18 protein-coding genes are annotated in these 17,717 nt (G+C 64.6%); 7 read left to right on the top strand and 11 right to left on the bottom strand.

Annotation, left to right across the window (positions count from 1 at the left end; genetic code table 11):
* Positions 1-58 precede the first annotated feature (58 nt).
* From H9639_RS01205 to H9639_RS01190, 4 genes are all read left to right on the top strand, one after another.
* Complete coding sequence (locus H9639_RS01205; RefSeq protein ID WP_191806323.1) at positions 59-514, top strand: GNAT family N-acetyltransferase; 456 nt, start codon at positions 59-61, stop codon at positions 512-514.
* A 2,088-nt stretch (positions 515-2,602) separates the two neighbouring features.
* Positions 2,603-3,130 carry a PadR family transcriptional regulator gene (locus tag H9639_RS01200; RefSeq protein ID WP_191806322.1) on the top strand — a complete coding sequence of 176 codons (528 nt, stop codon included), beginning with the start codon at positions 2,603-2,605 and terminating at the stop codon, positions 3,128-3,130.
* A complete protein-coding gene (locus tag H9639_RS01195; RefSeq protein WP_191806321.1) occupies positions 3,127-3,834 on the top strand; it encodes an ABC transporter ATP-binding protein in 708 nt (235 codons plus the stop codon). The genes H9639_RS01200 and H9639_RS01195 overlap by 4 nt, the downstream gene beginning before the upstream one ends.
* A 281-nt stretch (positions 3,835-4,115) precedes the next feature.
* Positions 4,116-6,083 carry an ABC transporter permease gene (locus H9639_RS01190; RefSeq protein WP_225219045.1) on the top strand — a complete coding sequence of 656 codons (1,968 nt, stop codon included), beginning with the start codon at positions 4,116-4,118 and terminating at the stop codon, positions 6,081-6,083.
* Between the two features lie 427 nt (positions 6,084-6,510).
* On the opposite strand, the gene H9639_RS01185 is transcribed toward H9639_RS01190, so the two are convergent.
* Positions 6,511-7,185: a hypothetical protein gene (locus H9639_RS01185; protein ID WP_191806319.1), complete on the bottom strand. Its 675-nt coding sequence runs from the start codon at positions 7,183-7,185 to the stop codon at positions 6,511-6,513.
* 309 nt (positions 7,186-7,494) lie between these two features.
* On the opposite strand from H9639_RS01185, the gene H9639_RS01180 reads away from it, so the two are divergent.
* Positions 7,495-8,016 carry an RES family NAD+ phosphorylase gene (locus H9639_RS01180; protein WP_318241936.1) on the top strand — a complete coding sequence of 174 codons (522 nt, stop codon included), beginning with the start codon at positions 7,495-7,497 and terminating at the stop codon, positions 8,014-8,016.
* Positions 8,017-8,057: 41 nt separating this feature from the next.
* On the opposite strand, the gene H9639_RS01175 is transcribed toward H9639_RS01180, so the two are convergent.
* Together H9639_RS01175 and H9639_RS01170 are read right to left on the bottom strand one after the other, a co-directional pair.
* On the bottom strand, positions 8,058-9,053 hold the full coding sequence (locus H9639_RS01175) for a hypothetical protein (protein ID WP_191806318.1): 996 nt from the start codon (positions 9,051-9,053) through the stop codon (positions 8,058-8,060).
* 223 nt (positions 9,054-9,276) lie between these two features.
* Positions 9,277-9,582, bottom strand: coding sequence for an EthD domain-containing protein (locus tag H9639_RS01170; protein ID WP_191806317.1), 306 nt, complete (start codon positions 9,580-9,582; stop codon positions 9,277-9,279).
* 178 nt (positions 9,583-9,760) lie between these two features.
* Here H9639_RS01170 and H9639_RS01165 point away from each other — a divergent pair, with 178 nt between their 5' ends.
* Together H9639_RS01165 and H9639_RS01160 are read left to right on the top strand one after the other, a co-directional pair.
* Positions 9,761-10,990: an amidohydrolase family protein gene (locus H9639_RS01165; RefSeq protein ID WP_318241935.1), complete on the top strand. Its 1,230-nt coding sequence runs from the start codon at positions 9,761-9,763 to the stop codon at positions 10,988-10,990.
* 99 nt (positions 10,991-11,089) lie between these two features.
* Positions 11,090-12,454 (top strand): MFS transporter, encoded by a 1,365-nt coding sequence (locus H9639_RS01160; RefSeq protein WP_191806315.1) that lies wholly within the window; start codon positions 11,090-11,092, stop codon positions 12,452-12,454.
* A gap of 6 nt (positions 12,455-12,460) precedes the next feature.
* On the opposite strand, the gene H9639_RS01155 is transcribed toward H9639_RS01160, so the two are convergent.
* The 8 genes from H9639_RS01155 to pnuC are packed head-to-tail and all read right to left on the bottom strand — an operon-like array spanning position 12,461 to position 17,629.
* Positions 12,461-12,871 (bottom strand): DUF1801 domain-containing protein, encoded by a 411-nt coding sequence (locus H9639_RS01155; RefSeq protein WP_191806314.1) that lies wholly within the window; start codon positions 12,869-12,871, stop codon positions 12,461-12,463.
* Between the two features lie 25 nt (positions 12,872-12,896).
* Positions 12,897-13,403: a hypothetical protein gene (locus H9639_RS01150; RefSeq protein WP_191806313.1), complete on the bottom strand. Its 507-nt coding sequence runs from the start codon at positions 13,401-13,403 to the stop codon at positions 12,897-12,899.
* Complete coding sequence (ribH, locus tag H9639_RS01145; RefSeq protein ID WP_191806312.1) at positions 13,400-13,882, bottom strand: 6,7-dimethyl-8-ribityllumazine synthase; 483 nt, start codon at positions 13,880-13,882, stop codon at positions 13,400-13,402. The genes H9639_RS01150 and ribH overlap by 4 nt, the downstream gene beginning before the upstream one ends.
* A gap of 53 nt (positions 13,883-13,935) precedes the next feature.
* Positions 13,936-14,583 carry a GTP cyclohydrolase II gene (gene ribA / locus H9639_RS01140; protein ID WP_191806311.1) on the bottom strand — a complete coding sequence of 216 codons (648 nt, stop codon included), beginning with the start codon at positions 14,581-14,583 and terminating at the stop codon, positions 13,936-13,938.
* Positions 14,580-15,221 carry a 3,4-dihydroxy-2-butanone-4-phosphate synthase gene (gene ribB / locus H9639_RS01135; protein ID WP_191806310.1) on the bottom strand — a complete coding sequence of 214 codons (642 nt, stop codon included), beginning with the start codon at positions 15,219-15,221 and terminating at the stop codon, positions 14,580-14,582. Before ribB ends, ribA begins: the two co-directional genes overlap by 4 nt.
* Positions 15,218-15,868, bottom strand: coding sequence for a riboflavin synthase (locus tag H9639_RS01130; RefSeq protein ID WP_191806309.1), 651 nt, complete (start codon positions 15,866-15,868; stop codon positions 15,218-15,220). Before H9639_RS01130 ends, ribB begins: the two co-directional genes overlap by 4 nt.
* A 1-nt stretch (position 15,869) precedes the next feature.
* A complete protein-coding gene (gene ribD / locus H9639_RS01125) occupies positions 15,870-16,943 on the bottom strand; it encodes a bifunctional diaminohydroxyphosphoribosylaminopyrimidine deaminase/5-amino-6-(5-phosphoribosylamino)uracil reductase RibD (protein WP_191806308.1) in 1,074 nt (357 codons plus the stop codon).
* Between the two features lie 2 nt (positions 16,944-16,945).
* Positions 16,946-17,629, bottom strand: coding sequence for a nicotinamide riboside transporter PnuC (gene pnuC / locus H9639_RS01120; RefSeq protein ID WP_191806307.1), 684 nt, complete (start codon positions 17,627-17,629; stop codon positions 16,946-16,948).
* Positions 17,630-17,717 lie beyond the last annotated feature (88 nt).

Here is a 17,717-nt window from a genome sequence, read left to right as displayed (position 1 = left end):
GATCGGCTTACGGGCATGAGTCATGGGGCGCTTCGGCTCGCCGAGTACGCTTTAGTCCATGCAAATTCGTGAAGCCACCCTGGATGACCTGGAACATGTGGCTGCGGTTTGTGATGCCGGCGGTCGACCACGCTGGACCAGCGCAATGATCGTCCCCAGAGACCAACGAGTCGTGTTGGTGGCTGTCATGCAGGGCGCAGTTGTCGGGGTGGCCAAGACCCATCACTACCTGGGTCCAGAGGACAACGCGCCAGCAGGCCACTATCTCGGTGGAGTGGAAGTCGCTCCGGAGTTCCGTCGGCGAGGAATCGGTTCTGAACTCACCCGGGTGAGATTGGAATTGATCTGGGCATGGGCCTCAGCCGCTTACTACTTCACGAACGAACACAACACGGCGTCCATCCGGATGCACGAGACGCACGCGTTCCGGCCCGTCGCCCGACTCCGGGAGATCCGAGGAGTAACCGCGGACGACGGCCGGTCTGAGCTTATTCTGTTCGAGGCGTCCCGATAAACGATCCCCTGTGGGCTATTGATGTTAACCCCGTGGTTTGTAGTTTGCATGTCGCTACGGACCTGCTACGGACGAACTCGGAAACCCAAAACTGATCGATTGCGACCGCTTGCTTCGCTATCCCATGGACCACGGGTGGACAGTGCTACGAGAGCAAGTCCGAGCAGTACAAACCAGATGTACCCCCACGAGGCCGCCGTCGCGATTCGGAGAATTCCAGCCATAGCAACGAAACTGCCGGTGGAGAAGAGGAAGCGTGTCATTTTCCAGCTGAACATTCCGTGTTTGGCTCGCATCCGTCAACAGTACGCGAGCGGATTTTTCAACGCAGTCCACCCTCATGGCCCGCGCCTAATTGCAGACTGCCTCGGGTTAGGGTGACTCACTCTCCCGTTCAGCATTCCGCTTGCGGATCACTGAACGGAAGGCGCCTCGGTGTGCTGCCCCATGCCGAGCGTCGCAGTGAAGGATCCCTTACTGCGGCACCTAGGCGTGGAAACATGCCGGGAGGATCCCTGGGAACTGCCAAGCAGTACAGCTTCAGCACCATTCTGCAATGATCGGTCGACGAGCCTGTGACAGCAGAGGAGATGCGTCAATGGAAGAATATCCCCCAGCCGCCGTCATTCGACAGCGCAGAATGAAATGTGTTGCAAGAGCGCTCTTCTCTCTGTCCGCGCTAGCGGTGCTAACGCCCCTTGTAGTTAGTCTCTTGGGTTACAACGCGGATCTGCCGATTGGCTTGATCGCCACTTCTCTGCTGATAACGGGGATCATCTTCCAGCCTCGGTCAGACCCGCTATATGCCAGGACTCCACAGGAAAGTGAGTAGTCCCCTTGCGGAAACTTCAATGGGACCTCGGCGCTGAGGTCGGATTCGGGACCCTACAAGCTCAGGACGGCACCCACAATGAGAACTGCACCTAGCCCGAGCAGCGCTATCCAAGCCTTTCTTTCACGGCCCAACGGTTTTCCTTTGGTTCGCGGGTGGCGCGCTGCCCAAAGTGCTCCGGCCACGATGAGCGCAAGTCCGCCCAAGATGCAGACAAAGAAGAGGATCGTGCCGTAGGTGTCCATCGCTTATGCATCGTACGTTGTCCGCGTCATTACTACTCCTGACAGCGTGTCGCGCCGAGGGATTCTCAAAGGAAACAGACCGCGTATGGTCCCTCGGCCTGGCGGCGCATTGAAATCGGTCGGCTGACGGGGAATGCTCGCCCCTTAGGGCACTAGCCTGACGCTCATGAGATTATTGCGCCCTTGGCCGGCGCCGTTTGCTCGCCTCGCGGTTGTCGTCAGCACTGTGATGTTGCTACTCGCCGTTTTCAACGTTTTCGCCAACACAGACAGAGTCGGCTCATGGCTGCCGCTATTCGTCATGCCGTGGCTTCTATATTGGGGCGTCTGGAGTTTGAGGAACCAGGGCACGGTCTAGACGGACTGCGCCTAGGGATCCCGGCAGCACGTTGATGCGAAAGAGAACAGAAGCCCATCGCACGGTCCCTGACCGTGAAGCTCAGTCAGCAGCGGCGGCCGCCACGATGAGCGTCCCACGGAGGGTCACCAAACGAAAAAACGGCGCGCAGATAACCCCGCAGGCGGGTGTCGCGGTGTTTTTACTCGCCAGTTTCTCCACGAGGGGCCTTTTTTCTTGCTATTAGCTCCTCTAAGTTTTTCTCGTTCTCGCGTGCCCGACTACTGCCCCACTGGTAAGCGCGATCCGAAATTACAAGGAGGATGGTGACCATAACCGCAGCACCAACGATCCCAAGGTCACGGGACCAGAGCCAGACAGCTATACCTACAAATGGGATGAACGCCAGATTTACCAATAGACGTTTCATTGCGCTCCTCTGATCATGCAGACATCTAACGCGTTGCGGAAAGGGGCGGTTCATGTGGGTAGCTGCGAGCATATAGCTGTTGTGATGCGGGACGTGGTTCCAGATCTAAAAAGCTCCTACTCATAATCCTGTGACGTCCTGGCATAAACCGGGTCCGAGCGAGCCTGGAAGATGGTCCCCGTATCAGGAGACACGGAAGCGAGTTTGCTCGCTTTCACTATAAACCGAGTGTATAGATACCCCCATGAACAACGCACTGACCTTGTTGGGCCTTCTCAGCCGCGAGCCCAGCTATGGCTACGACCTGAAGCATTCCTATGACCGGTACTTCGGAGTCGAGAAGACCCTGGCCTTCGGTCAGGTGTACGCGACTCTGGCCCGCATGGTGCGAGATGAGCTGATCCTTGCAGTCGGAGAAGAGACAGGCGGTGGCCCGGATCGTAAAAAGTATGAGATCACCCCCACCGGGCAGGACAAGGTCCGCTCCTGGTTGTTCACCCCGGACACACCGTCCGAGACACTGCGGAGTGATTTGTTCGCCAAGACCGTCATCGCGCTGCTGCTCGAGGATGACGCTGACCGACTGCTGGACCTGCAGCGTGCAGAGCACATGGCACGAATGCGTGAACTGACCCGGGCTAAGAAAGACGCCCGACTGTTGCAGGTCCTGATGTGTGACCATGGCCTGTTCCACATTGAAGCGGACCTGCGGTGGATCGACCTCACAACTGCCCGGCTAACCCAGCTGAAGAAGGAGTTGCAGCTCGCATGAACACCACCAACGACTCGATCCTTAGTGCCCGGGACCTCCGGCACTCGTTCGGTCCGACCGATGCACTCCGAGGAATTGATCTCGACGTCCAGGCCGGTGAGGTCCTCGCGGTCATGGGTCCCTCGGGATCCGGTAAATCTACCCTGCTGCATTGCCTCGCCGGTGTTCTGACGCCGGGTAGCGGCACAGTCACCTACTCGCCGACCAACCAGCCCATGCGGAATATTTCCGGGCTGAGCGAACAGGATCGGTCCCGGTTGCGGTTGACCGACTTCGGTTTCGTGTTCCAGTTCGGCCAGCTGCTGCCGGAGCTCACCGCCCTGGACAATGTGAGCATCCCTCTCCTACTCGCGGGCACCAAACGGTCCGAGGCGCTGCGACGGTCGGCCGAACTGCTCGAACGTCTCGACCTGGCATCCATGTCGGAAAGGCTGCCCGGTGAGCTCTCGGGCGGCCAGGCCCAACGGGTGGCCGTCGCACGCGCCCTGGTCACCGCACCGTCGGTCTTGTTCGCTGACGAGCCGACCGGCTCACTGGACTCCCTTGCCTCGGAGAACGTCCTGACGTTGATGCTGGAGCTCGTCCGCGAAGCGGGAACCACCGTCGTCATGATCACCCACGACCCCCGATCCGCAGCGTACGCAGACCGGGAAGTCATCGTCCGCGATGGAGCTATCAGCGCCGGCTATCGGTTGCCAGTATGAACACCGTCATACTCAAACTCGCGATCGCCGGAAGCAGGTCAGCCTACGGTCGCCTGGCTGGGATAGCGGGTGGCGTAGCAGTTGGGGTATGTCTGCTCCTGCTGCTTTGGGGTGGAGCGAACGGGCTCAACGCCCGCGATGACCGGGGGGCCTGGTTACGCGAAACGGGTGCGCCTTCCGTCGCGTTCTCAACCGACACTGCATCGTCGTCCCCACCTGCCGACGCGGCAACGCCAGCGGAAGTCCCAGTACCGATTCCGTTGACCACCGACGTGGCGCTCATGCGATCCAACCCCGTGGAAGTCTTCCGTGACAGACTTATTAACCGCCGGGACTTCGCAGCCCTCGACTCAACAACGGTTACCATCCCAGGGATCGGGTCGCCCCCGAAACCGGGCGAGTACTACGCCTCTCCCGCCCTGCAGCGGCTGATTGAGGCAACACCCCGTGATGAGCTCGGCGACCGGTACGGAACCTTCGCCGGAACCATCGATGACTCGGCCTTGCCAGGACCTGACTCCCTGATCATCGTGACCGGGGCAACCGAGACAGTTTTGCGCGAAAGCGGAATCGCCTCGTTGGTAACCGGTTTCACCACCGACCCCTACGGCGGCAACGCATCCTCCTACACCACCGTGCTGGCTCTCGGCGCGATCGCCGTGTTCTTCCCGGTGCTGCTGCTGATCAGCATTGTCACCGGCCTCGGTGCCGCCCAGCGGCGGGAACGCTTCGCCAGCCTACGCCTCATCGGGGCATCCCCCCGTGTGGTTGCACGGATAGCTGCCGCCGAAACCGCCATCCCAAGTCTCACCGGCGCTCTCATAGGTGTGGTCTTGGCTGTACTCCTTAGGCCCGTCGCCGCGCAGCTGCAGGTCAATGGCACTCGAATGTTCGTCTCGGACCTGACCACCGGGTGGGTTGCGGGCTTCAGCGTCGTCGCGGTCGTCGTCGTCGCGTCCGCTTTTATCGCCGCGCACAGGACCCGCCGGGCCGGCATCGGACCGTTGGGCGTCACCCAATCGGCACCCGAAGTCCCTCCACGTGCTAGAAGGCTCCTTCCGCTACTGGCAGGGCTCGCTGCCATGATCCTCACCGCTTTCCTCAGCCGTATAGCCAACGGCCTCTCAGCACAGCTGCAGACACCGCTGCTCCTGGGCGGCTTCGTGTTGATCCTCATCGGCATCGTCACCGCCGGTCCGTGGCTGACGCTGCTTGTCAGCAGGTTAGGTGGGCAACGGGCACGCACCGCGGCCGCAGTCATCGCGCTCAACCGCATCCAAAGGACACCGGCGGCGACCTTCCGCTCGGTGTCAGGACTGGTCATCGCCGTGTTCGTCGTCTCCGTTTTCGCCGGCGCCTCCAGTGTCATCGAAACCCGACCCACGCGAACCGCCATCCCTGGCTTACCCCACCCCGCAAGCCTCAACGCGACCATCAGCACCGGACACACCGCCGCTGACACCACCCGCACCGAGAACCGGCTGGAGCGGCTCCCCGGTATCCGAAATGCGACCATCGGCTACGGAGCGGCAGCCTTCACCGAGGCCGGTGCCGAACGTGAGATCTACCTTCGGGCCAAGGACGCACCGAGCCTCGGCTTCACCAGTATCCCCAAGACGGATGTCGTCGCCCTCGACATGTCCTTCCTCCACAGCTGGACCACGCCCCCGGTCTCGTTGGTCCCAGCCTCCGCCACGCTTGATCAGCTGGTACCGGTCACCATCATGATCGAAACCGACGGGACACCGGAAGCCATTGACCGGGCCAGAACAGCGCTCAACACCTCCGGCATTACCGCCACTCCGGCCAGCACCCCGACCGACCTCGAACTTCAGTCCTCCACCCGCCTCATCCACGGACTCGCAGTCCTCGCTTACCTGGGAATGATCATCGCCGTCGTCATTGCAGGGGTCTCCCTCGCCGTCGGAACAGCATCTGCCGTCCTCGACCGGAAGAAGGTTCTCGGCCTCATGAGGCTCATGGGCATGCCAGCCTCAACGCTTCGCAGGATCATCCTCGCTGAAGCCGCAGTGCCGCTCCTGACCGTTCTAGCGCTCTCCATCGGGCTTGGTTTCCTTGTAGCGTGGCTCATCGTCACCGGCATCGACGACTCCTACAAAGTCACCTGGCCCGGCAACGACTACTTCTTAGCTCTCGGTGCCAGCCTCATGCTTGCCCTAGCAGCCGTCACCGCGACCTTCGGACTCATCCAACGCAACACCACGCCTACTGCCACACGCTTCGCCTAAAGATCGACCATTCGGGATCCTCTGCGCGGCACCCGGTTGACCTTCAGGAACAGGTCTTGACGAAATCTGTGGCACCTGGCCGGGCCTGGAACGTGACGACATGGCCGTCGTCGTCCTCGAAGACGGCTTGTGATCCGGATACGGTCACAGTGCCCGCCTGATACGGGTTCCCCCATCCCGGTGGGGGGGTTGCCCTGTCCATCATCCAATGGAGTCTCTGCAATAGAGGACCCGTTAACCGGCCCTTCCCGAGCCAGGCTTCCGTGTCCCATGGAAAATGACTCGGCCCAACCGCTGGCAAGGCGTCCATCTGTCCGCCCCCAACACCACTTGGATGAGTCTGCCTCAATAGGCGACAGGGACTACCACCATAGTGGAGCGCAAGCCCCGCGTTGAGGATCCCCTTTTAGACGCAGGAATGTGCCCGTTAGTTCCGAGTCGTAAACCGGACCTGAATCCGTTCGAGTTCAGCGCGTGGCAGGACTGCTGTCACGACGGCGCCGTCTGCGAGCCGGGCCCCGATGCCGTACACGAACGGGTCAGTATCGACCTCTGCACCGGGTACCTCGACTCCGTTAATGACGGTTCTGGCCCGGCTGTTGACCATCCGGCCGGTTACTACGGGGGCATGCTGCTCCCAGGGTTTGCCGCCTGGCCAGACCTCCTCCCGGAATTGGTTCATCAAGATGTGGTTGACATGATCAGCCAGGAGGCTTTCCAGCGAAGAGTGCGGCTCGCGGTGCCAAGTGGTCCGCACGGCTTCCCACAGCTGCGGATAGCGCATCCGCTCCACTTGCTCGATCAGCCAAGGGGGCCGGGACCATGGCGGAACTTCCTCGATGGCCCTGAGGGACTCCAGGTCCGCAAGGTTGACCGGGTCTGAGCGGTCATCCGGGTTCCGCCAGAGCGTGTAGGTGATGCTCGCTGTCATTTCGCTGTACCCACGATCATCCAGAACCGAGTTCAGGCTGACAGAGTCTGTGTCCTCCAGCGAGGGCTGGGGCATAAGCCCCAGCACCGGAATAGGCATGCGCTTGAGGCTCTCGACCCCTTCGACACGGGGGTCTGGGGCGTCTTCGGGGAGAATGCCAACCCAATCCATGCCTCGACTATGAATCAAATGAGGATAAATGGGAATGACTTTAAGTCCCTAAATGCCCCGTTGAAGGATTCTCCCGTGCGCCTATGGCTCCTGTGGTGCAGCTCGACATATAAAAGCACGACAGACAGTGGATCGCCGGCATTACGGTTCTGGTGGTGATCAAGGTGATGAGGAAGTCAGCTCGCCCAACAAATGAAGCTGACGAATAACTGACACTGATTACCGGGCGCGCCCGTCCCGCTCAGCGACCGGCTTACAGACGTGACAAGCTGGCAGTCCAACTTCACCCGCAGGGATAGGGAGCGCGTTATGCAGAGCAGCGAACCAAAGGTGAGCCGGGCTGGTGCTTTGATGTGCACTGTCTCAGGATCGTTCTTCCGCGCTGTTGATCCCGCTTACCGTTATGCAGCCCTTGAGGGATCCAGGTCGGCCGGACGGTATTCCCCGCTGGACACGCCCACGTTGTACCTCAGCTCCTCGCGCGATGGTGTTGCGGCTGCAATGATCGCTCACTCGGACACACGAGCAGCCCGGCTAGAAGTGCTGCAGTTCGATGTAGAGGCCGAACGAATTGTGGATCTTCGTGACCACGAGACCTTGAAGTCGATAGGCGTTGATCCGGCGGACGCCGCAGCGGACTGGCAGGAACTCGCTGCCGCAGGCTGTTCGCCGCCTTCGTGGAAGGTCCGGGAGATTCTGGAAAGTGTGGGTGCCAACGGGTTGATCGACCCCTCACGCAAGCAGCCACACCTCTGGCATCTGACGCTCTTCAGCTGGAACATCGACGGCGCTCCGAGCGTCCGGGAAGTTCCAGTCCAGCCGATCGGTTAACGACTGCTGCCCGTAAGGGGGATGAAAGGCTGGCGGGTTACTCACGGACTGGAGCCATCCCAGTCCGTTAATGCGGTGACGACGGCGGCAGCCGCCTCCTCCGGTACGGTCCGGGCAGAGCCGTCAGCGCTTACCAGACGCCCGCAACCGTCGAGCTCAAGTGTCAGCGGCGCTCCGGCGTCCTGCCCTTGAGCCACGGGCCACAGCGCCACAAATCCGGTTGCCGTCCCGCCGCATTCCCCAGCCGACGGCTCAAAGGCCGCTGTCTGCAACGTGGCATCCTTAGCCGCGCCCGCCAGGTTCCCGCCTCCGGCAAACGTTCCCGACATGCTCTCGATGACGTCAAAAAACGAGTCCGGCTGGGAGCCGCCGGGGAGTCCGTCCGCTACGTCAGGTGTTGGCTGCGAGGCCAGCGCCGGTGACACCCGGTAATGGCAGATTCTTAAGGTATCGATGCTCTCAGCGCTGGGCAGGAGCGGTGGCGAAGCAGGCACGGTCTCACCAACGCCGCTCGCAGTCCCCTCCTCGACGTCCGCCATGACGGGCGCGAGGGCCGTTGCTGCCGGCCACACGCTATAACTCCATTCCTCGGAGCAGCCGGCGTTCAGGGCCGCCCGGGACTGGATCAACATGACCTTGTGCAGGCTGGAACCGGCCACGTCCATCTCCGCCAGAACGTCATGCACGCCGGGCTTGGTCTTGCCGCAGGCGTCCGTCGGCCAGGCTGCGCGCATCGCCTGTCCGTCCGCATCCAGCAGCCAGAGATCGGGAACCATTTCCATGTCGGCGGTGCAGGCCTGGTTCGGGCGGGGCCCGTCGCTAGGTTCCGCCAGGGCAGCCACCAGTTTGTCCAGGTCTCCGGTGAGGTGCTCCTGTGAGACGGCCGACCACAACCCGTCCTGGTCCTCTGTGGTTTCCAGCGCGGCACCGCAGCGGACGACTTCCACTGGGACAAAGCCCGTGGGCACGGACCCGGCCGCCGGGGGCGGGACTGCGGGAGGCGTCGGCGGGGTTCTGGACGGGACGGTCTGCTCCATACTGGCGCAGTCAACGGCGTCGGCCAGCTCAGCCACAGGCCGGGGTGCCGCAGACTCCCCGAACTGTTGCCCGCACCCGGCCAACATGCCCATCAGCAGCAGCACCGCAGCTCCACAAATGATGCCCGGCACACGGGCCAGGCATAGCCGTATCTGCTTCACTTCCCCCGCTCCCCCTCAGTTGGTGCCTTCAAGCCCGAATATTCCTGAACGCAAACGCCGGTTAGCTGTCCTGGACGTCTGAGAACAGGCCGGTGAAGGTTGTCCCGGTCGCCGTGAGCTGACCTATAAAGTCCGCGGCCGCAGCTGTAGCGACGGCGGCTGAGGCATCGTCGTAGGAGTCGAAGTACAGGTCCAGTGTCCGGTAAGCCGGAGTGGGTGTGCCATCTTCTTTCGGCCAGACCTTTCCGGCTTCATACCGCTGAAGCTTCGGGAGCTGCTTCACGCTGTCCACCAGGCCCGGATAGGCGGCTTCAAAGGCGGACGGATCGGAAGGGTTGTCGATAATGAACGTGATCTTTGTGGACATGTCGTTCTCCCTGAACCTAGGCTGCGGCGCGGTGCCGGGACGGCAGAGCCGGATCCGCTTATTCTCGGGCAGACACCGGGCACACACCACCGTGGGGCCGCATCCCTTTCGCAGCAGGCAGCCCTTTGATGGGAGAATGCAGCGCACGCTCCGACTTTTCCGCGACAGGACTGAACCAGTGACCGTTATTCTCCGCAACGTCCGCCCCTGGGGCGAAGCAGCATCCGATGTCCAGATAGACGACGGCGTGATCACCGCCCTGACGCCCGCCACATCCGACGCCGTAATCGCCGGTGAAGCCGCGCCAACCGGCGCCGTCGTCGTCGAAGGCAACGGCCGGATCCTGCTCCCCTCCTTCTCCGACGTCCACGTGCACCTGGACTCCAACCGGATCGGTCTGCCCTTCCGTCCGCACACGGGAGCGCCGGGTGTCTGGGGCATGATGCTGAACGACCGGAAGAACTGGCGCGACACCGAAGCCTCCGTCGCGGACCGCGCGACGGCGTGCCTCGGGGCGATGATCGAACGCGGCACCACGCGGGTCCGCACCTACGCGCAGGTGGACGTCGACGCCGGCCTGGAACGGTTCGAGGGCGTCCTCGCAGCCCGCGAAGCGCACCGGAACCGGGCCGACGTCGAGGTCATCGCCTTTCCGCAGGCCGGACTGCTCCGGGAAGCCGGCAGCGCGGACGTCCTGGAGGAAGCCCTCAAACTGGGTGCCGACGTCGTGGGCGGCATTGATCCGTGCTCCCTGGACCGGGATCCGGTGAAGCATCTGGACATCGTGTTTGGGCTCGCCGAAAAGTACGGCGTTCCGTTGGACATCCACCTGCATGAGCCAGACCAGCTGGGCCTGTTCAGCGCCCAGCTGATCCTGGAGCGCACCAAGGCGCTGGGCATGCAGGGACTCGTGACTATTTCCCACGGCTACGGACTTGCCGACCTGCCCGCCGCCCAGCTGCAGGAACTCATCGATGAGTTCGCGGCGCTGGACATCTCGATGGCCACCATCGCCCCCGCCGGGCAGCCGCTCCCGCTGCAGCAGCTCGCCGCGGCCGGAGTCCGGGTGGGGCTGGGACAGGACGGCCAGCGGGATTACTGGTCCCCCTACGGCAACGCGGACATGCTGGACCGCACCTGGCAGCTGGCCTTCACCAGCAGGTTCCGCGCCGACGAACTCATCGAACACTGCGTTGCCGTGGCCACCGTCGGCGGAGCCAGCGTCCTGAACCCCCAGGCCCCGAGGCTGGCATCGGTGGCGGACCGTCCAGGGCTCAATGCAGGCGACCCGGCCGAGCTGGTGCTGGTCGAAGGCGACACGGTGACGGCCGCAGTCATGGACCGGCTGCCGGGCAGAACCGTTCTTCACCGCGGCCAGGTGGTGGCGGACGGTTTGGAACTGGTCTAGCCCGCGCCCCCACAGGCTCCGGTCTCCGTCCTGCCTGTCCAACACCGGGTGGACAGTGCCAGCATGTAGGCAACTCCCGGTTCCGGAAGGACCCCCGCGATGCCCGCCCCAGCCAGTCCATCCGCACAACGCGGCCGCCTGCTCGTCGTCGCCATCCTGGCGTCCTTCGTCGCGTTCCTCGACGGCACCATCGTCACCGTCGCCCTGCCCGCGATCAGCGCCGAACTCGGCGGCGGGCTGGTCACCCAGCAGTGGGTGGTGAACGCATATCTGCTCACGCTCGGTGCGCTGATCCTGCTGGCCGGCTCGCTCTCAGACTCCTACGGCCGGCTGCTGATCCTGCGGCTGGGACTTCTCGGGTTTGGCGCTGCCTCGCTGGCCTGTGCCCTGGCCTGGACCCCGGAAGTCCTCATCCTGGCCCGGGCCATCCAGGGCATGGCGGCGGCACTGCTGGTCCCCAGTTCCCTGGCCATGATTACGACGGCGTTCCAGGACCGGGAGCGCGCCCGCGCCATCGGCCAGTGGACGGCCTGGACCGGCACAGCGGCAATCATCGGCCCGCTGCTTGGCGGCATCCTGGTGGACTGGGCGAGCTGGCGGCTGATTTTTGCGGTCAATGTCCTGCCCGTGGCCCTCACGCTCCTGCTGATGATCGGCCTGCAGGACAGTCCGCGGCGCAGGACGGCGCTGGACGTTCCCGGTGCACTCCTCGCCATCGTTGGCCTGGCCGGACCGGTCTACGCGCTGATCGAACAGGAGCGGCTGGGCTGGGGCCATCCCGCCGTCGTCGTGCCCCTGCTCCTCGGAATCGCAGCCTTGGTGCTGTTCGTCCTTCGCGAAGCCCGAACCCGGGCGCCGATGATGCCGCTCTCCCTCTTCCGGGCGCGGAACTTCCGCTACGGCAACCTGGTGACCGCGGCAGCGTACGCCGCGATCTCGCTGGGGTCCTTCGCCATCACCGTGTTCGTGCAGGAAGCCGGCGGCTTCTCCGCCACGGAGGCGGGATTCACGGCCCTTCCGGTGCCGATCGCCCTGCTCCTGCTGTCCACGTTCTTCGGCAACCTGGCCGGCAAGTACGGGCCGCGGATCTTTATGACTGTGGGTCCGATGATCATGGGGGCCGGGTTCCTGCTGATGCTCACGGTGAGTCCCCCGCTGAATTTCTTCACCCAGCTGCTGCCCGGCCTGCTGCTCTTCAGTTTTGGCCTGGCCGTGATGGTCGCACCACTGACTGCCGCGGTACTGGGTGCGCTGCGGGAGGAAGAGGCGGGCATTGGTTCCGCCGTCAACAACGCCGTGGCCCGGGTGGCCGGGCTTGTGGCCGTGGCCCTGATCGGCACGATCTCCGCCGGCGCCCTGGACTACCCCGGATTCCAGCAGACGGCACTGGCAACGGCCGTGCTGTTTTTCGGGGCCGGGCTCATTGCCCTGATCGGAATCCGGACACCCAAACCGGCCGAGTAAGCCCGTTCACTGGATGCCAAATCCCTCACGGCTGGAACGCTCATAGGAATCCCGGACAATCTCCTCCAGCACGCCCAGATCCACCTTCGACAAATCCTTCAGATACAGGCAGACCACGCCCGTGGTGTGCGCGCCGAGCCGCTCCAACTGCTCGGCATAGGCCTCTGTTCCGTCGGCGAGGTAGACCGTCGTCGCCGCCTTGCGCGGTGAGAACCCCGCCGCCGGGGCATCCTCCTCCCTGCCGCTGGCGTATTTGTAGTGGTAGGCGCCAAAGCCGATAATCGATGGTCCCCACATCACGGGTGACTCCCCGGTAACCCGCGTCATCATCTCGAGCAGCGTGCCCGCATCCCGCCGGCGCACGGCCGGGGCTACGGCTTCAAGGAAGGTGCCGACGTCGGCCGCTGACTTTTCCATGCCCCGAGCCTAGCGCTCCGGGAACCTAGGCGCGCGCCTGGACAAGGTTGGCGAACGGCAGTCTGCCGTGGAGCTGGCGGAACCGCTCGTGATAAGCCGCCTGGGCCGCGTTGAGCTCCTCCGGAGGGAGCTCCTTCCAGGCCATCTGCAGCGTCCGGGCGCCAGCGACCTGCCAGATCAGCCGGCCGTCCCAGTGCCCCGGCGGCTTGCCCCGGCCGAAGTCCAGATACTCCTGAATCTGGCGGCGGAGACCGCGGTTGCCCTTGCTTCCGGGGCCGGCCTTGCCCACAAACAGGATGTCCGCGTCCTCCACCCATTCGGCGGCGAGCACCGCACGGGACACCGAGGGATTCTTCCGCTTGAACGTCCCGGCGGTGCTTTCGGCGAGGAACACCGGCTCGAACCCGGCGGGCCGCAGCACCACGAATATCCCCTGCCGCTGCGGAATCCGGTTGATCTCCAGGTCAGCGATGGGGCGGAACCCGGTAAATCCGTCAGCCAGAAGTGATTTCTTGTTCAACGGAACGCTCAAACCCCGGTCCCGCGCAGCGCAGCCACGGTATTCACGGCGGCAGCGAATGCCTCGTAGCCCTTGTCTTCCGACGAACCCTCAAGCCCGGCACGGTCCAGTGCCTGCTGCTCGGTGTCGCAGGTCAGCACGCCGAAGCCGACCGGAGTCCCAGTCTGCACGCTGACCTCCGTCAGCCCCTGCGTCGCCGAGGAGCAGACGTAGTCAAAGTGCGGCGTCCCGCCGCGGATGACGACGCCGAGGGCCACGACGGCGTCAAAGTGCGGTGCCAGCCGCGCGGCAGCCACGGAAAGCTCGAACGTGCCGGGCACCCGGACAACGCGGGGGCCAAGGCCGGCGTCCGACGCTGCCCGCAGCGCGCCGTCGAGCAGCCCGTCCATTACTTCGGTGTGCCAGCTGGCGGCGACAATAGCCACCTTAAAGTCCAGGCCCTGCGCCTTGATGCTGCTGACATCGTTATCGGGTGCGCCGTGTCCGCTCATGGTTCGTGTCCTTCAGTTCGTTGGTTGGCCAGGGCCAGGTTTTGATGAGAAAGTCAGCCCTGCTGAACGGGATGGGCCCGCAGCAGGTTGAGGTGGTGGTTCATCCGGTCCCGCTTGGTCTGCAGATAGCGTTCGTTTTCGGCGCGGACCGGCACTTCGGACGGCACCATCGCGTCAACGTGCACTCCGTACGCCTCGAGCCTCTCGCGCTTGGCCGGGTTGTTGGTGAGCAGCCGGATCCGGTCCAGCCCCATCTGCAGCAGGATCTCCGCGGCCGCCTGGTAGTCGCGGGCGTCGACCGGCAGGCCAAGCTGTTCGTTGGCCTCCACCGTGTCCGCGCCGGCTTCCTGCAGGGCGTAGGCACGGAGCTTGTTCGCCAGTCCGATCCCCCGGCCTTCGTGTCCGCGCAGATAGAGCACGGTTCCGCCATGCAGGCTGATCAGTCCCAGGGCCTGCTCCAGCTGCTCCCCGCAGTCACACCGGTAGGAGGCAAACACATCACCGGTCAGGCACTCGGAGTGCAGCCGCACCAGCGGCGCGGCCGGATCCGGTGCCGTGCGGTCGGCGCCCGGCGCAGACACACTCAAGTGTTCGGCACCGGTGCGGGCATCGGTCCAGACCCGGGCAGCAAAGTCCCCGAACGCCGTCGGCAGCCGGACCTCCGGCCCCGGAACAACGCCCGCGGCACCCGGGGCAGTCACCGCACACCCCCGGCCGCTGCTGGCGCGGCGGCTTCCAACCACGCCGCCAGGTCCTCGATGGATACCAGCACCAGGCTGTGCGCGTCGGCGAACTCGCGGAGCGCCGGCAGCCGCATCATTGTCCCGTCGTCGTGCACCAGTTCGGCGATTACACCCACGGGCGTGCAGCCGGCCAGCCGGGCCAGCTCGACGGCGGCTTCGGTGTGGCCGCGGCGGGCCCGGACGCCGCCGTCGTGCGCCCGCAGCGGGAAGATGTGCCCGGGCCGGTTCAAATCAGCGGCCACGGACGCAGGATCGGCCAGCACCCGCGAGGTCAGCGCCCGGTCCGCAGCGCTGATCCCGGTGCTGGTACCGGCCGCCGCGTCGCAGGAGACGGTGTACGCGGTGCCTTTGGCGTCCTGGTTGACCGCGGTCATTGGCGGCAGGTTCAGCCGGTCGGCATAACTGCCCGGCAGCGGCACACACACAACCCCGGAGGTGTAGCGGACGGTGAAGCCCATCAGCTCCGGTGTGGCGTGCTGGGCGGCAAAGATGATGTCGCCCTCGTTTTCGCGGTCCTCGTCATCCACGACGACGACGGCGCGGCCCGCGGCGATGGCGTCCACTGCGGCGGCGATCGAATCCAGGCGGATGCTCATGCTGCCCCGCCCGCCGCGACGGCTGATGCGGGAACGGCGGCGAAGGCCAGGAGCCGCTCGGCGTACTTCGCCAGCACGTCCACTTCCAGGTTCACCCGGCCGCCGGATTCCAGTGCACCGAGCCCGGTTTCGGCCAGCGTCGTGGGGATCAGCCCCACCTCGAACCACGGTGACGGATCTGCCGGTTCACTGACCGCCGTGACGGTGAGCGACACGCCGTCGACCGCAATGGACCCCTTCTCGGCGATATACCGCGCCAGTGGCTGCGGCACTCCGAACCGGAGCCGGTCCCAGCTGCCGAGGTTCTCGCGCTCCAGCAGGAAGCCGACGCCGTCGACGTGTCCCTGCACCACATGCCCGTCCAGGCGTCCCCCGGCGGGTACACAGCGTTCCAGATTGACCTTTTGACCCGGGGCCAGCGACCCAGTGGTGGTCCGGTCCAGCGTTTCACCAATGACGTCCAGCGAGATCTGTTCACCATCGACCGCTGTGGCCGTGAGGCAGACGCCGTTGACCGCTATCGACCCGCCCAGCTCCAGCCCGGCAGAGGTGCCGGGTGCTTCGATGACCAGGTTCTTTCCGGCTCCGGAGGAATCGGGTGTCAGGGAAATTACGCTGCCCTGTTCAGCGACAATGCCGGTAAACACGTCAGTGTCCTATCGTTGGTTCGTTGTTCTCAGGGGTCGGTTCCAGCTGGAGCCGCAGGTCAGGGCCGGTGAGGCGGAAGGCGCCGCCGGCAGCATCGAACCGCCAGGCCTGGGCCTCCGTTAGGGTGCTTACGCCCAGTCCGAAGAAGGACGGTGTGCCCGCCCCCAGCAGCTTCGGCGCGGTGTAGACCACCAGCTCATCCGCCAGTCCGGCACGCAGGAACGCGCTGGCCACGGTGGCTCCGCCTTCCACGAGCACATGCCGGACTCCGCGGGCATGCAGCCCGGAGAGTACGACGGCGGGATCATGGGTATGGATCTGCAGGAACCGGCCGTCGGTTCCCCGGACAGCGGCGCCGGCGGGAACTTCCGTGGTTCCCATGACCACCCGCAGGGGCTGGGACTGCGGCTCCGCGGCGTCCGCCGTTCCGGGCCGGCTGCGGACTGTCAGCCGCGGATTATCTGCCTGCACTGTGCCGGTTCCGGCGACGATCGCGTCGCACCGGGCCCGCAGCTCCTGCGCATCTTCCCGTGCCTCCGGTGAGGTAATCCATTGGCTGGTTCCGTCCGCGGCGGCGGTGTGTCCGTCCAGGGACTGTGCGGTCTTGACCGTGACGAAGGGCCGGCTTTCTCGGACGGCGGCGGACCAGCGGTGGTTTAGGTCCCTGGATTCCCCGGCCATCAGCCCGCCCTCTGTTTCCACGCCCGCGGCCGCCAGGGCTGCTGCTCCCCCGGCGGCGTCGCTGGTTGTGTCCGCGGCGGCGTACACCACCCGGCCAAGTCCGGCGGCCATGATTGCCTGCGAACACGGGCCGGTCCGCCCGGTGTGGTTGCACGGTTCCAGCGTGACCACCATGGTTGCCCCGCGTACGTCGATTCCGGCCGCAGCGGCGTTCGCCAGCGCGTCGGCTTCGGCGTGGAGGGTGCCCGCCCCGCGGTGCCAGCCGGTGACCAGCACCGCGCCGTCGTTGTTCAGGATCACCGCTCCCACCAGCGGATTCGCGCCGCGCACTCCCCGGCGGGCCAGTTCGAGGGCCTGGGCCATAGCGGTTTTCTCCGCTGCGTTGAAGGCCATGGCTACCGCACCGTCGGGTCCGGCATATCCACCTGGACCTGTGGTTTTTCATTGGCCTTGGCCCGCCACCAAACGAAGAAGCCCACCAGGGTGAAGCCTCCGTAGAAAAGGTACATAAACGCGGTGGCGTAGTAGCCGGCACTGAACAGCAGCGGCACACCAACGATGTCCACGGCCACCCAGATCAGCCAGAACTCCACCCAGCCCTTGGCCATGCCGTAAGTTGCCAGCAACGACCCGACGAAGGTCCAGGCATCGGCCCACACTGGCTCGTACGAACCCAGCATCGCGAAGAGCGGCGTGAGGGCAGCGGTTCCGAGAATCAGAATCGCCACCAAGAGGATCCGGGTCCGGCCGGACGCCCACTGCGGGGTGACGGCGTCGGCTCCGGAGTTCTTGCTGGTCTGCCAGCGGCGCCAGCCGTAGATGGAAACGGCGATAAACATGATCTGCCGGCCGGCCTGGCCCAGCAGGTTCGCGGTGTCCGCGTCGCCGAAGATCGAGCCGAGGAAAACTGTCAGCAGGAGAGCGTTGCCGATGATGCCCACCGGCCAGGCCCAGACTTTGCGGCGCATACCGCCGAGGGCGCTGAGCAGCCCGAAAATGTTGCCAAGCAGTTCGCGCACCAGCAGGGAAGAACTCCCTACCGGGATCTGCGCGTCAAAGAGCCACCGCAAAAAATCCATGTCGTTCCTTATCCCGTAGCGGCGGCTCCGGGGGTACGACAGTGCGGTGCATCAACAGCTCAGGGCACCCAGATGGGTACGCCGAGCG

The sequence above is a fragment of the Arthrobacter gallicola genome, assembly GCF_014836775.1.
Taxonomy (GTDB): Bacteria; Actinomycetota; Actinomycetes; order Actinomycetales; family Micrococcaceae; genus Arthrobacter_B; species Arthrobacter_B gallicola.
This window is presented reverse-complemented; position numbering and strand designations above follow the sequence as displayed.